The organism is Paenibacillus sp. IITD108 (genome assembly GCF_036541265.1).
GTDB lineage: Bacteria > Bacillota > Bacilli > Paenibacillales > Paenibacillaceae > Pristimantibacillus.
In genome coordinates this window covers 14768-27987 of sequence record NZ_JAZHCT010000001.1, presented here as the reverse complement: position 1 = coordinate 27987, position 13220 = coordinate 14768, and the positions used below count along the sequence as shown (strand labels likewise).

The 13220-nt window shown below is 45.8% G+C and carries 13 protein-coding genes; 11 read left to right on the top strand and 2 right to left on the bottom strand.

Translation table 11 applies throughout. From position 1 onward, the window contains the following. Positions 1 to 123: 123 nt before the first annotated feature. From ruvC to yajC, 7 genes are read left to right on the top strand one after another with little or no spacing between them, the layout of a single operon-like run. A complete protein-coding gene (gene ruvC, locus V1L65_RS00130; RefSeq protein WP_331697011.1) occupies positions 124 to 627 on the top strand; it encodes a crossover junction endodeoxyribonuclease RuvC in 504 nt (167 codons plus the stop codon). After that, positions 624 to 1253: a Holliday junction branch migration protein RuvA gene (gene ruvA / locus V1L65_RS00125; protein WP_331697010.1), complete on the top strand. Its 630-nt coding sequence runs from the start codon at positions 624 to 626 to the stop codon at positions 1251 to 1253. Before ruvC ends, ruvA begins: the two co-directional genes overlap by 4 nt. 17 nt (positions 1254 to 1270) lie before the next feature. Continuing rightward, positions 1271 to 2278 (top strand): Holliday junction branch migration DNA helicase RuvB, encoded by a 1008-nt coding sequence (ruvB, locus tag V1L65_RS00120; RefSeq protein WP_331697009.1) that lies wholly within the window; start codon positions 1271 to 1273, stop codon positions 2276 to 2278. Positions 2279 to 2315: 37 nt separating this feature from the next. Next, positions 2316 to 4448, top strand: coding sequence for a SpoIID/LytB domain-containing protein (locus tag V1L65_RS00115; protein WP_331697008.1), 2133 nt, complete (start codon positions 2316 to 2318; stop codon positions 4446 to 4448). 10 nt (positions 4449 to 4458) lie between these two features. Next, on the top strand, positions 4459 to 5505 hold the full coding sequence (gene queA, locus V1L65_RS00110; protein WP_331697007.1) for a tRNA preQ1(34) S-adenosylmethionine ribosyltransferase-isomerase QueA: 1047 nt from the start codon (positions 4459 to 4461) through the stop codon (positions 5503 to 5505). A gap of 21 nt (positions 5506 to 5526) precedes the next feature. Further along, positions 5527 to 6660, top strand: a complete 1134-nt coding sequence (gene tgt / locus V1L65_RS00105; protein ID WP_331697006.1) for a tRNA guanosine(34) transglycosylase Tgt — start codon at positions 5527 to 5529, stop codon at positions 6658 to 6660. Between the two features lie 14 nt (positions 6661 to 6674). Continuing rightward, positions 6675 to 6995, top strand: a complete 321-nt coding sequence (gene yajC, locus V1L65_RS00100) for a preprotein translocase subunit YajC (RefSeq protein ID WP_331697005.1) — start codon at positions 6675 to 6677, stop codon at positions 6993 to 6995. A gap of 544 nt (positions 6996 to 7539) precedes the next feature. Here the strand turns inward: yajC and V1L65_RS00095 are convergent. Further along, positions 7540 to 7932 carry a TIGR04086 family membrane protein gene (locus V1L65_RS00095; RefSeq protein ID WP_331697004.1) on the bottom strand — a complete coding sequence of 131 codons (393 nt, stop codon included), beginning with the start codon at positions 7930 to 7932 and terminating at the stop codon, positions 7540 to 7542. 178 nt (positions 7933 to 8110) lie between these two features. Between V1L65_RS00095 and V1L65_RS00090 the strand changes: the two genes are divergently transcribed. Then, the gene (locus tag V1L65_RS00090) at positions 8111 to 8878 is read left to right on the top strand and encodes a DUF421 domain-containing protein (protein ID WP_331697003.1); all 768 of its coding nucleotides are present in this window, start codon (positions 8111 to 8113) and stop codon (positions 8876 to 8878) included. Here the strand turns inward: V1L65_RS00090 and spoVB are convergent. Next, on the bottom strand, positions 8855 to 10423 hold the full coding sequence (gene spoVB / locus V1L65_RS00085) for a stage V sporulation protein B (RefSeq protein WP_331697002.1): 1569 nt from the start codon (positions 10421 to 10423) through the stop codon (positions 8855 to 8857). The genes V1L65_RS00090 and spoVB overlap by 24 nt on opposite strands. Before the next feature lie 274 nt (positions 10424 to 10697). Here spoVB and V1L65_RS00080 point away from each other — a divergent pair, with 274 nt between their 5' ends. The 3 genes from V1L65_RS00080 (at position 10698) to secF (ending at position 13218) form a co-directional block, all read left to right on the top strand. After that, complete coding sequence (locus V1L65_RS00080) at positions 10698 to 10937, top strand: post-transcriptional regulator (protein WP_331697001.1); 240 nt, start codon at positions 10698 to 10700, stop codon at positions 10935 to 10937. Between the two features lie 126 nt (positions 10938 to 11063). Then, on the top strand, positions 11064 to 12311 hold the full coding sequence (gene secD / locus V1L65_RS00075) for a protein translocase subunit SecD (protein WP_331697000.1): 1248 nt from the start codon (positions 11064 to 11066) through the stop codon (positions 12309 to 12311). Beyond that, a complete protein-coding gene (secF, locus tag V1L65_RS00070; RefSeq protein ID WP_331696999.1) occupies positions 12301 to 13218 on the top strand; it encodes a protein translocase subunit SecF in 918 nt (305 codons plus the stop codon). The genes secD and secF overlap by 11 nt, the downstream gene beginning before the upstream one ends. The last annotated feature ends 2 nt before the right edge of the window (positions 13219 to 13220 follow it).

Below are 13220 nucleotides of genomic sequence, written 5' to 3'. Positions count from 1 at the left end.
TTAACCGAAGTAACGATATTATATGGGCCGGTAGTCGCTTATTACGAAACATTCGTTCTCATTGCCAAATAATTTTGCTATAATGGAGGATGGATAATTATGTTTTGATGAGGAGCTGGCAGTTTGCGTGTACTAGGCATTGACCCCGGCATCGCTATAGCGGGCTTCGGGTTTGTAGATTATATCGGTCATAAGCTGACTCCCGTTCAATATGGCGCGATACAGACACAGGCACATACTCCATCAGAGGTGCGGCTTTTGCAAATCTATGATTCGGCAGGAGCGCTGATGGATCGCTATAAGCCAGATGCGGTTGCGGTCGAGAAATTATTTTTTAATCGGAATGTGACGACTGCGTTTGCGGTCGGGCAAGCGCGCGGCGTAATTATTTTGGCTGCTGCCCAGAGAGGATTGACGGTAGCGGAATATACACCGCTTCAAGTAAAGCAGGCTGTTGTAGGCTATGGCAAGGCGGAAAAACGCCAGGTGCAGGAGATGGTCAAAATGTTTTTGCGGCTATCAGCTGTACCCAAGCCTGATGATGTTGCTGATGCATTAGCGGTTGCGATTTGTCACGCTCATTCTGCAGGCATATCGAACAAAATAAATGAGGTGACCGGTCGATGATAGATTTTTTGCGTGGAAAAGTGGCCTTGCTTGAGGCTGATTATATCGTTTTAGATGTGAGGGATATGGGATATCGTGTATTTACGCCGAATCCATATGCCTTTGCAGGCAGTGAGGATACCATTACCGTGTACATACACCATCATGTAAGAGAGGATGCCATTTTACTGTATGGCTTTTCAACGCGGCATGAACAAACGTTGTTCCGCAAATTGATTGAAGTGTCCGGTATCGGGCCGCGCGTCGCGCTCGGCATTCTTTCAGGCGGTCAGCCTGATAATGTAATTATGGCCATTCAACAGGAAAATATTGCGTTTCTCACCAAACTTCCTGGCATTGGCAAGAAAACGGCGCAGCGCATGATTTTGGATTTGAAGGACAAGCTTCTGGGCCTCGGAGGAGATGAAGGCTTGCTGGCGAAGGATTTATTCGGTGAACCGCATGCCATAGCAAGCAGCGATAACGGGCACGAAGGCTGGAGCGAGGCGAGAGAAGCGCTTGCTGCGCTTGGCTATAAAGCAGCTGAGCTGGACAAGGCATGGGCTGTTCTGCAAGAAAAGGTGGATGGAAGCGAATCGGTTGAGGCTCTTATGAAGCTTGCATTTCAGCAGCTTGTGAAAGGGTAACGGAGGGAGTGACTATAATGGATGATGATCGGATCATTTCCGCAAATCTGATGATGGATGAGCATGCGGTGGAGCTGAGTCTGCGTCCGCGTTATTTGGCTGAATATATAGGCCAAACTAAAGTAAAGGAAAACTTGACGGTTTACATAGAGGCTGCAAAAATGCGCAAAGAAGCGCTTGATCATGTGTTGCTTTACGGCCCGCCAGGACTTGGTAAAACGACGCTGTCCAACATTATCGCCAATGAGCTCGGCGTTAATCTGCGGACTACATCGGGACCCGCAATAGAGCGGCCAGGTGATTTGGCTGCGCTTTTGACCAATTTGCAGGAAGGCGACGTTTTGTTTATAGATGAAATTCATCGCCTGCATCGAACCGTAGAGGAAGTGCTCTATCCTGCAATGGAGGATTTTGCGCTTGATATTATGATAGGAAAGGGGCCCAGTGCACGGTCTGTACGTCTGGATCTGCCGCATTTCACCTTAATAGGCGCTACTACTAGGGCAGGCTTGCTGTCTGCGCCGCTTAGAGACCGTTTCGGTGTAGTTAGCAGACTGGAGTTTTATACGGTAGATGAGCTGGCGTTTATCGTTTCACGCGCAGCTGAAATTTTGGATGTAAGCATCGTAGGCGAAGCATCCCGGGAAATTGCGCTGCGCTCGAGAGGAACTCCTCGCATTGCGAACCGCTTGCTCAAGCGGGTACGTGATTTTGCCCAGGTGCGCGGCGATGGGATCATTACGCATGAATTGGCGCAATCAGCGCTTGAGCTTTTGCAGGTCGATCCTATGGGGCTCGACAGTATCGATCACAAAATGCTGCACGCCATGATGACTAATTTTGCTGGAAGGCCGGTAGGGCTGGATACAATAGCAGCTACAATCGGGGAAGAAAGCCAAACGATCGAGGATGTGTATGAACCTTATCTGATGCAAATAGGTTTCTTGCAGCGTACGCCAAGGGGAAGAATGGCAACGGAGAGCGCTTATTTGCATTTAGGCATTCCGATTCCGAAGCGAAACTAGCGCTCCGCATCGGAATAATTGAAAGGAGCTTGGCAGGATGGATATGAAAAAAAGCTTGATTCAAGCCAAAAGGCTGTCTTTATCGTTTCTTATTGCTTCACTATTAATATTGGGTGTCCAATCGACGCCAGTTTATGCTGCTGTTCCTTCACTGGATCAAATCAGAGTGGCTTTGTTTATGAAGCTTCCCGGCAAATATGAATCGCTTGCGCCAGCTGCCGCCTTCTCATCGCCCGGTGGAATGCAAATCGGGACGAGAGCGCCTGTTGGCGTTACAAGCTGGTTTTCGGCTGCTGCTAACAGCGAGGCAAGATTTGCAGTTGATGATTATAAGGCCAGAGTACTTGAAACAAGTGATTTCGCAACAGCTTTATCCGTGTATCAGCATATCGTCTCTGCGAAAGGGACTGCTTATATAACGAGCTCGGCCAAGAGCGGAGCAGCGTTGTATCAAGTGTCTGAGGGTGCTTATGCGACTGCTGCGGAAGCAGTATCCGCTGCCGCACGCTGGAGTGCCGACAGTAAGCTGACCGCCTTGCTCAAAGGCTACAAGCCTTCAGCGATAGGCCCCTATCACCTAGAATCGCCAGCTTATCCTACCGAGGAAGCAGCGCTAAAGGCAGCACAGCAATTCGGTGCAGCAGGCCTTGACGCTTATGTGGCCATTCGGGCAGGCAGCAAGGGAGGCGTACAATATAGCGTTATGGTAGGCGCTGCAACTTCCGCAGCTGAGCTGAAGGTAGTGCAAACAGCTTCGATTAAAGTGCCGGGCGGATCTGCGCTGAAAGAAGCGGCAGCTGGAAAGGGATATTTCTTAAAGCAGGCGGATTATTCTGCAGGCGGCAGTGCCAAGTCCGCAGTTACCTTATACTCCTTTCCTGCCAATGAAATGAAAGTATGGATTTCTCCTGCCAAGCCAGAACAGGCGATCAAGCTGAATGAGCGAAGCAATCGTTCATATCGCGGAAGCTTCGAGCTTAGCAGCTTTAACGGGAAGCTGGCAGTCATTAACGAGCTTTCATTCGAGGAATATTTATACTCTGTCGTTGCTGTAGAAATGTATACAAGCTGGCCTATGGAAGCACTAAAGGCACAAGCGGTCGCAGCGCGTACCTTTGCACTTCAGAAAGGATTTGGTTTTCAAATCGCGCACGTCGTTGATACAACTTTAAGCCAGGCGTATAATGGCATAGGAGTGGAAGTCAAATCAGCAACAGATGCGGTTCAAGCTACAAAGGGTGAAGTTATTTTATATAATGGCAAGCTGATAGAAGCATTGTATTCCTCCAGTGCAGGAGGGAAGACAGCTGATGCATCGGAAGCCTGGAATAGCAGCATACCTTATCTGGTTAGCACTGCCAGTCCCGACGAAATTTCAGAGCAAGGACTGTTGCATTGGTATAAGGTCGTGCTTGGAAGCGGCCAGATCGGTTATATCCGCGAGGATTTGTTGAAGGGTACAGGCCGCAAGACAGCTGCGGACAGCACTATAATGGAATTGACTACAGATAACACTAATGTCCGCCGTCATCCTGTTGTTCAAGACAGCGTTCCTGTCGTAGCTATATTAAATAAAGGTGACCAAGTCATTGTGCTGGAAAAAGTACTTCAATCGAATGAAATGAGCTGGGTGAGAGGCCCATTCACTTCTCCAGAGCTTGTGACAGCAATTAATGCAAGAGTGAATCCGAAAATTACAGGATCTATCTCATCAATTGAAGTAACCAAAAGAGGCCCCTCCGGAAGGGCGCTCGAAATAGCAGTCAATGGAGAAAAGCTCGCTGTATCTTCCCCTGACGGATTTCGTTCTGCGTTAGGGGTGCAAGGGGCGCTGCCAAGCACATTATTTACTGTAGCGGAGGAAGGCAAGCTTGTTATTCTTGGAGCAGGCGGCCAATCGCGTACGAAGACGGATGAGAAGCAGTCCGTATATGTAATGGGCGCTGCAGGAAAATCTGCTGTATCAGCCGATCCATACTTATATGTTTTGGACAGCAAGGAGCAGGTTAGAGCAGTCAGCAAGGAAGCGACATTCAGCTTTAGCGGCAGCGGCTTCGGCCATGGTGTCGGCATGTCGCAGTATGGCGCTTATGCACTGGCAGAACAAGGGTATGACTATGCTTATATTTTGAAATACTATTATAAAGATGTAACTATCGAGAAGGACTGATTGATTTTTTATGAATGTGGACTGGTTTGATTTTCATTTGCCGGAGGAGCTTATAGCTCAAACGCCTTTAAAGGAACGGACAGCGTCTCGACTGCTGGGCCTAAACAAGCAAACGGGTGAAATTACACATGGCATGTTTACTGACCTAGAGAGTTATTTACAGGCAGGGGATGTGCTCGTTCTCAACAATTCAAGAGTAATTCCAGCTCGTCTAATGGGTATTAAAGCAGATACAGGCGCCAAGGTGGAGCTGCTCCTGCTCAAGCAGCTTGGCGAGGATCGCTGGGAGGCGCTTGCCAAGCCAGCCAAGCGAATGAAGCTTGGCTCCAGGCTGCAATTTGGCGTCAATGAAGAGGGCGAGCCTTTACTGGAAGCAGTAGTAGAGGAAGAAGGAGATATGGGAGCGCGGGTAATCAAATTTCACTACTCTGGCATATTTCAAGAGCTGCTTGACCGGCTAGGCGAAATGCCGCTTCCTCCTTATATTAAAGAAAGACTGGAAGAACGCGAGCGATATCAGACGGTTTATTCCAAGCAGGAGGGCTCCGCAGCTGCACCTACAGCAGGACTTCATTTTACAAAGGAATATTTGGAGCAGCTGGCAGCCAAAGGTGTAGAAATCGCTTATGTAACGCTTCATGTAGGGCTTGGAACATTCCGGCCGATGTCAACGGAAACGGTTGAGGAGCACGAAATGCATGCCGAATATTATGAGCTGGATGAGCATAATGCCGGATTAATTGCCAAGGCGAGGCAGGAAGGACGTCGAATTATAGCCGTCGGCACCACTTCCACGAGAACGCTCGAAACGATTGCGGAGCGATTCGGCAGTGAACCGATTATTGCTTGCAGCGGCTGGACCTCCATTTTTATTTATCCAGGCTACAGTTTTCAAATTGTAAATGCGATGCTGACGAATTTTCATTTGCCAAAATCTACGCTGATGATGCTGATCAGCGCTTTGGCTGGCCGGGACCGAGTAATGAAAGCCTATGAGGAAGCCATCGTCAGCCAGTACCGATTTTTTAGCTTTGGGGATGCGATGTTCATTTATTAAATAGAATAGGAAGCGTGAACAGTGGCAGTTAAATACGAATTTATTAAACAATGCAAGCAAAGCGGCGCCCGTCTCGGCAGAGTGCATACGCCGCACGGTATTATCGATACGCCTACCTTTATGCCGGTAGGTACGCAGGCTACCGTAAAAACGATGAGTCCGGAAGAATTAAAGTCTATGGATGCGCACATTATTTTAAGCAATACGTATCATTTATTTTTGCGGCCGGGCCATGGAATTGTAAAACAAGCCGGCGGGCTCCACAAATTTATGAACTGGGATCGTCCCATCCTGACAGACAGCGGCGGATTCCAAGTATTCAGCTTAAGTGAAATGCGTAAAATTTCTGAAGAGGGCGTCCATTTCCGTTCCCACCTAAATGGAGATAAGCTATTTATTTCTCCTGAGGTCGCAATGGAAATCCAGAATGCGCTTGGTTCGGATATTATGATGGCATTTGATGAATGCCCGCCTTATCCGGCAGAGTATAAATACGTGAAGGAATCGACTGAAAGAACGAGCCGATGGGCCGAGAGATGCCTAAAAGCACATGCCAGACCTCATGATCAAGCGTTGTTCGGCATCGTACAAGGGGGGATGTTCGAAGATTTGCGCATTCAAAGCGCAAAAGATTTGACTTCCATGGATTTCCCGGGGTATGCTATTGGAGGATTAAGTGTTGGCGAGCCTAAGCATCTTATGTATGAGGTGCTTGATTATACGGTTCCCCATTTGCCATTCAACAAACCGCGCTATTTAATGGGTGTCGGTTCGCCGGATGCGCTTGTTGAAGGCGCTATACGCGGCGTTGATATGTTTGACTGTGTATTGCCGACACGCATTGCTCGCAATGGGACAACGATGACAAGCAGCGGTCGACTCGTTATACGCAATGCGAAATTTGCAGAAGATTTTGGGCCACTTGACCCGAATTGCAGCTGCTATACGTGCAAGAACTACTCCCGCGCATATATCCGCCATTTATTGAAGGCGGATGAAACGTTCGGGATCAGACTTACTACATATCACAATTTGCATTTCTTATTGCAGCTCATGCGGGACGTTCGCCAAGCGATTATGGACGATCGGTTACTTGATTTCCGTGATCAGTTCTTTGAAGCGTACGGACTTAATGATAATGAAAAAGGATTCTGAGAGGGGGGAAAACAATGTCAGAGTGGTTTACAGCAGCAGCTGATGGCGCCCAAGGCCAAAGCATTTGGGGACTTGTGCTGCCATTTGTTCTAATGTTTGCAGTGTTTTATTTCTTGCTTATCCGCCCGCAGCAGAAAAAGCAAAAGCAGCGCACATCGATGTTGAATCAAGTGAAGAAGGGCGACAAAATTACGACGATCGGCGGCTTGCACGGCACAATCGTGGAGCTTACTGATGATACAGTTGTAATTCGTGTCAATGATACAACAAAAATGACGTTTGAGCGCAGCGCAATTAATACAATTAGCAGCAGCGCGCCAGGTTCAGCAGAATAATGCAAAGCCGAGCTTATCACCAAAGGTGAATGAGCCCGGCTTTTTTTAATATAAGTAAGTATAAGTTTTGTCCAAAGGACGGCGGAGCCGTTTATCCTTGATATACTAGAAAGTATAAGTTTTTGGGGGAGTGGCAGGCTTCCCCTTTTTAAAAATACTAAAAAGTATAAGATTTTACAGGGGTACTTATTCCCAAAAATTGGACTACAACAGCGGTCGGAACGGACACGACTTGAATCTAACGAAGATTTAATGCTCTATTTGGCGAAAATCAGCTCGTTTAAAAATATAACGAAGATCAGTTGCGCTATGTGTGAACTTTCCACTCATTTTGGTACAGTTGGGAGCAAATAAGAGTGTATGTCTTCGTTAGATTTCAAAAAGGCGCTTTTTAGACGAAATAGCGCTCTCACGATTCGTTAGATCATTTGAGTGATTTCATCGGTAAACGCGCCTGACCAAAGGACGGCGGAGCCGTTTATCCTTGTTATTTGAAGCAGAAGTTTTCACCTAGCGCCTATTCAACGAGAAAAGCTTGCCCTGTTTATTTTTTTAAGTTTACGCCAATCATCCCGCCTAATGCCCCGGCAAGCAATGCTGTTAAAAGAATCGTCCCGCTATGCCATGTAATTGAAGTATTAGCTGCAAGAAAGCTGATGATCAATATCATAATAAAATAGATAATGCCGAGCATTCCGCCGTTATACCAGCCTTTTTGCTCTGAGCGCTTGCCGGCAGCCGCACCGCCAAACAAAGCAGCCGCGCCGTGTACAATCATTGTGTATGTATTCATATTGCTTTCTTTAACATCTGTGAAATAAAGCAGCAAGGATAAAATAAGAGCGCCCGCAGCAAGCCAAATAAGGGAAAAAACGGCTCCTGCCAAAAGCGGCGATTTTAAGTTGGGCGTTTTCACTGTACCTTTAATTACCTTCATCCTTATAACCCTCCTATTAAGAACAGTAATAATACACCTTATGGTCAAGCTGTTCATTTTAGTACAGCATTCCAAGCATGCTGCCATATTTATGTATACTTTCTTTTGCATGTTGTTGCACGCAACAGGTCAGAATAGCTGTACATGCCTATGCGCTAAAAAATTGGAGGTGATGGGAATGGAATTGTGGAGTCTGTTTCTGCGCACAATTATTACGTATATTATCGTATTTCTCATCATGCGTTTAATGGGAAAACGTGAAATTGGCAAGCTATCCTTGCTTGATCTTGTTATTTCCTTCATGGTAGCTGAAATTGCTGTCATTGTAATAGAAGATTTGGATCGGTCGTTGTGGGAAGGAATCGTACCTATGGCTACATTAGCCATCATTCAAATAACGACTGCCATCATATCGCTGCGCAGCCGCAAGCTCCGCATCTGGTTTGACGGCAAACCGAGCGTCATTATTGCCGATGGGCAGATTTATCATGATGTGATGCGCAAACAACGTTACAATTTGGATGATTTAATGCTGCAATTAAGAGAAAATCAGATTACATCCGTAGAGGATGTAGCTTTTGCTATTTTAGAAACGAGCGGTAAGCTTTCGGTCATCCCTAAGGAAGACAACAGAGCTGATCCTGAGGATGAGATAAAGCAGGTAAACAAAAACGAGCATGCAGAACATAAATACATTGAAACTAAGCCATCGATTATTCCGGCAGGCTACCGTTTTGAGATATTGCCAATTCCATTAATTATGAACGGCAAGGTACAGGATGAAAATTTAGATAAGCTGGACAAAAATCGTTTTTGGCTGAAAAATATTATGCAGGAGCATTCGATCAGAGATTTCAAGGATGTATTTTTTTGCTCGATAGACCATCGGGGCGAGCTATATATCAACACGGTGAACAATAAGCTATTTAAACCAACGCCCGATTAGCGGAATGCGTATCACATCGAAACGGTCGATAAACTTCATCCAGATCATCAGCAACAAATAGACGGTGATGCTCGCCATACAGGCGATAATCAGGTTCAAATATTCCAAACTGAGCAGCTCCTTATTCATTACAAATTTAGCGGCTGCTCCCATAATTATCATGGCGGCGCCAACCTTAGCGAAATCAAGCAGCTTCATTTTAAAACCGATGTGGCGCAGCACGCTGATGCCGTGTAAAAGCGTAACGAGTATGGTGTTCACATTAATGGCGATAAGAGCGCCATATATACCGAGCGATGGCTGTGAGGCCAGCTGAACAATCAAGGTAAGCTTGACAACTGCGCCTATGAAAGTATTCGTTAGAGCCGTTCCAGGCCGGTTAAGCGCCTGCAGCGCAGCCTGCAAAGGAGCCTGCAAATAAATAAAAATTCCGATTGGCGCCATAAGCTGCAGCATTGGCGCATATTCGCCGTGAGCGTATAAAATACGGCATAGCGGCTCTGCAAATAATGCCATCACGACGATAAACGGTGCGCCTGAAACTAGCGCAAGACGCATCGATTGATGCAATCGTTTTTGAATCAGGCCGAATTCACCTTTGGCAGCAGCTTCTGAAAGGGATGGGACAAGCGATACAGCAAGCGATTGCGTAAGAGCGGTTGGCAGTAAAATAAGCGGTATAATCATTCCCTGCAGCGCTCCGTAATGGGCGGTAGCGATTCCTGTTGCTATTCCGGCGGCTGCCAGAGAGCGGGCGATAAAAATAGACTCAAACAAATAGGATAAGGATCCGACCAGCCTGCTGCCAGTAACGGGAATGGACAGGCCCAGCAAACGGCGGAGCACTTTTGGCGGCTTTTCGGAGATTTCATTTTTTTTATTAGGCTGGCTGGCCGCAGCCAGCTTTTCTTTTTTCTTCTCTGAATAATATTTCCACAAATAAACTGCTAATCCGCCCAATTCGCCGATTGTAACGCCCAGCATCGCTCCCGCAGCAGCCCATTCTAAGCCTAGAGGAAGCAGTAAATAAGCAAATAGCAAAGAAAAAATGATACGGATTATCGTTTCAATCGTTTGGGACAATGCGCTTGGAATCATATTTTGCTTGCCTTGAAAATAGCCGCGGTAAACAGCTGATACGCCTACAATAAGCAGCATTGGCGACATCATGAAAAACGTCCGATACACTCGAGCATCCGGCAAGACGTACTTTGTAATAATTGGCGCAAAAATAAGCATAACTGCAGTTAAGAAAGCGGCAATTGAAATGCTGAGCAGCATAGCGGTTCGGAAAATATGCTTTACGCGGGCATGGTCGCCCTTTGATTCCGCTTCTGCTATCCATTTGGCTATAGCAAGCGGTATGCCTCCTGTAATAAAGGTTAGCATAACGATCAAAAACGGATAGCTGAGCTGATATAAGCCGACACCTTCTGCTCCGATAATTCGCGGCAGCGTTATGCGGGGAACGAATGCAAGCAGCCTGTTAATAATTCCTGCTGCAAGCAGAATCATAGCTCCTTTAATGAATGATTGCTTGGTCATTGGGCGCCCTCATTTCAAATATCGGTAATGGCGGCACAAAAATTTCTAAGAGTGCCTGTACTATATGCTTATGCACAGCATGTACATTTACATGTCTGTCATTTAAGCACTAAGATTTATAAGTTTCGCTATATATTGTTCTTGGAGTTCACGTAGAAACCGTGGTCCAATAAGGACGCCATCGGACATTTCGCAACAATTTTAAGTTGAAGCAGGAAAAAAGAAGACAAAAGGCGAATTACGAACTATGGTACTATTATGATGGAGGTGCGGTATGGCGGAGACTGAGCTGGATGAAATGATTGAGGAGTTGTGCAGCAGCAAGGCTGAGGAATTCCGACTTATCGGCTACGATAATATAACTGCAGAAGAAATATGGCAATGCGTCAGTGCTCCGTATGCCAAGAAGGGTCGGCCGGCGCTTCATCAGATTGTAAATGATATTTTGTCGTTGAAAATTACGCAATTTATGAATTTCATGACGATGAGCGCTTTTAAAGGCACTTTATTTTAAAATGCTCCTTCTTGGCCGCTGCAAGAAAACATGCCGCATTTATGCTAGGCATGTTTTCTTTTTTTGACTCATTTTTGAAGCATCTGTATAATAGGACTATTGAGACCATAAGGGGGATTAAGTCGTATGCACGGGAAGAGATTCGTTGCCTTCCTTGGGATCGTGGTTATTTTGTTCGGCGTAATTGCTTGGACAAGCCCGTCTTTAGTGAAGGATGTAAGGCTTGGCCTGGATTTGAAGGGCGGCTTCGAAGTATTGTATGAAGCGGAGACGTTTCAAGAGGGCGGTACGGTAACGCCGTCGCTTCTAAAGGAAACTGCCAAAAACTTAGAAAAAAGGATTAACAGCACAGGTGTTGAAGAGCCTGAAATTACGACAGAAGGAACGAATCGCATTCGCGTGAAGCTTGCTGGAGTAGAAAATGAGGAAGAGGTCCGCGCGCTGCTTGCTAAGCCGATTCGACTAACCTTCCGCGGTCCAGACGGCAAAATCGAGCTGGAGGGCACTGACTTTAAGCAGGACGGTGCTGGCGTTGGCAGAGATAACATGAACAATCCAGTTGTTACAATCGAGCTGGTTGATGCTGCCAAGTTTGAGGAAATTACAGGCAGACTTTCCAAGCAAGCGCAACCAAATAATTACTTAGCCATTTATCTGGATGAAGAGGAGTTGTCACGTCCAAGCGTAAATTTTGCGATACCGGGCGGCTCTGCTCAAATTCAAGGCAACTATACTACGAAAGAAGCAAAGGATCTTGCTGATTTAATTAATCTCGGAGCCCTGCCGCTTAAGCTTAACGAAAAGTATACGCAAAGCGTGGGCGCAACATTGGGACAAGCCTCGCTTACAAGCACTGTTGAAGCAGGTGTTATCGGAAGTATTATCGTGCTCGTATTTTTAATTGTAATATTCCGCATTCCTGGTGTAGTAGCTGCTATTTCTGTCATTTCTTATACATGGCTGCTAATTCTAGTATTTAATTTATTAAATGTCACGTTAACTTTGCCGGGGATAGCGGCTTTCGTGCTCGGGATCGGGATGGCGGTCGACGCCAATATTATTACTTACGAGCGGATCAGAGAAGAAATTCGCAGTGGGAAAAGCTTGCTGTCTGCTCTGAAGGCCGGCTCGAAAACTTCGCTTAGAACGATTATGGATGCGAACATTACGTCTATCATTGCAAATATTGTACTTTACTATATCGGCAATGGCGCCATCCGCGGTTTTGCTTTGACGATGATTTTCAGCATCGTAGTAAGTATTTTGACCAATATTATTTTCTCGCGTTTCTTAATTACACTTATTATTCGCAGCAACGTATTTAAGAAGCCAACCTACTTTGGAGTAAAGGAGTCAGAAATCCGTGAACTTTAGTGAAAAAATCTACTACGATTTTATTAAAAATCGAAACAAGTTTTTTCTGTTCTCCCTTATTCTAGTTGTTGTCGGCATCGCATCTTTATTTATTGTAAAGCTTAACTTCGGTGTTGATTTCAGCGCAGGGACGAATATGGACATTGCTACGCAAAAGGCAACCAATAAAGAAGAAGTCGACCAGATCATGAGTAAATTTAACTTCGACTATATCGCTACTGTAGGCGGAACGAATGATGAGCGTGTGACGATCCGCTTCAAGGAAGTGCTGGCTCAAGCTGATACGAATGCAATTAACAGCGCATTTAATGAAAAGCTTGGCACTGACGTATCGTCTGAGGTAAATATTGTATCGCCGGACATGGCCCGCGAACTCGGCATTAAAACGATTTGGGCAATATTAATTGCCAGCCTTGGCATCATGCTATACGTTATGCTTCGCTTTGAATGGCGCATCGCCCTTGCAGCAAATCTTTCGATTTTATACGACGGCTTTGTCGTTGTCGCGTTGTTCTCGATTTTCAGATTAGAGGTAGACCTGCCTTTAATAGCCGCAGTCCTTACAACAATTGGTTATTCGATCAACGATAAAATTGTTATATTTGACCGCGTTCGCGAAAATATGCGTTTTTCCAAATCCAAAAAGCCCGACCAGCTTGCTCTGATTATTAATCGAAGCATTTGGCAAACGATGGCTCGTAATATTTATACAGTATTGACTGTATTTATCGTTGCGCTTGCGATTTACTTATTCGGAAGTGAGTCCATCAAGCTGTTCTCACTCGCTATTCTAATAGGGCTTGTAAGCGGCGCTTACTCTTCTATTTGCTTGGCGAGCCCGTTATGGTATGTGTTTAAAAAGAATCAAAAAGAAAAAAAACCAGTCAAATCTCAGACTGCATTATAATA

Bases quoted from the DNA above. Each gene is read 5' to 3' on its own strand.
- ruvA (WP_331697010.1), top strand. From the start codon at position 624: ATGATAGATTTTTTGCGTGGAAAAGTGGCCTTGCTTGAGGCTGATTAT.
- ruvB (WP_331697009.1), top strand. From the start codon at position 1,271: ATGGATGATGATCGGATCATTTCCGCAAATCTGATGATGGATGAGCAT.
- V1L65_RS00115 (WP_331697008.1), top strand. From the start codon at position 2,316: ATGGATATGAAAAAAAGCTTGATTCAAGCCAAAAGGCTGTCTTTATCG.
- queA (WP_331697007.1), top strand. From the start codon at position 4,459: ATGAATGTGGACTGGTTTGATTTTCATTTGCCGGAGGAGCTTATAGCT.
- yajC (WP_331697005.1), top strand. From the start codon at position 6,675: ATGTCAGAGTGGTTTACAGCAGCAGCTGATGGCGCCCAAGGCCAAAGC.
- V1L65_RS00095 (WP_331697004.1), bottom strand. From the start codon at position 7,932: ATGAAGGTAATTAAAGGTACAGTGAAAACGCCCAACTTAAAATCGCCG.
- V1L65_RS00090 (WP_331697003.1), top strand. From the start codon at position 8,111: ATGGAATTGTGGAGTCTGTTTCTGCGCACAATTATTACGTATATTATC.
- spoVB (WP_331697002.1), bottom strand. From the start codon at position 10,423: ATGACCAAGCAATCATTCATTAAAGGAGCTATGATTCTGCTTGCAGCA.
- V1L65_RS00080 (WP_331697001.1), top strand. From the start codon at position 10,698: ATGGCGGAGACTGAGCTGGATGAAATGATTGAGGAGTTGTGCAGCAGC.
- secD (WP_331697000.1), top strand. From the start codon at position 11,064: ATGCACGGGAAGAGATTCGTTGCCTTCCTTGGGATCGTGGTTATTTTG.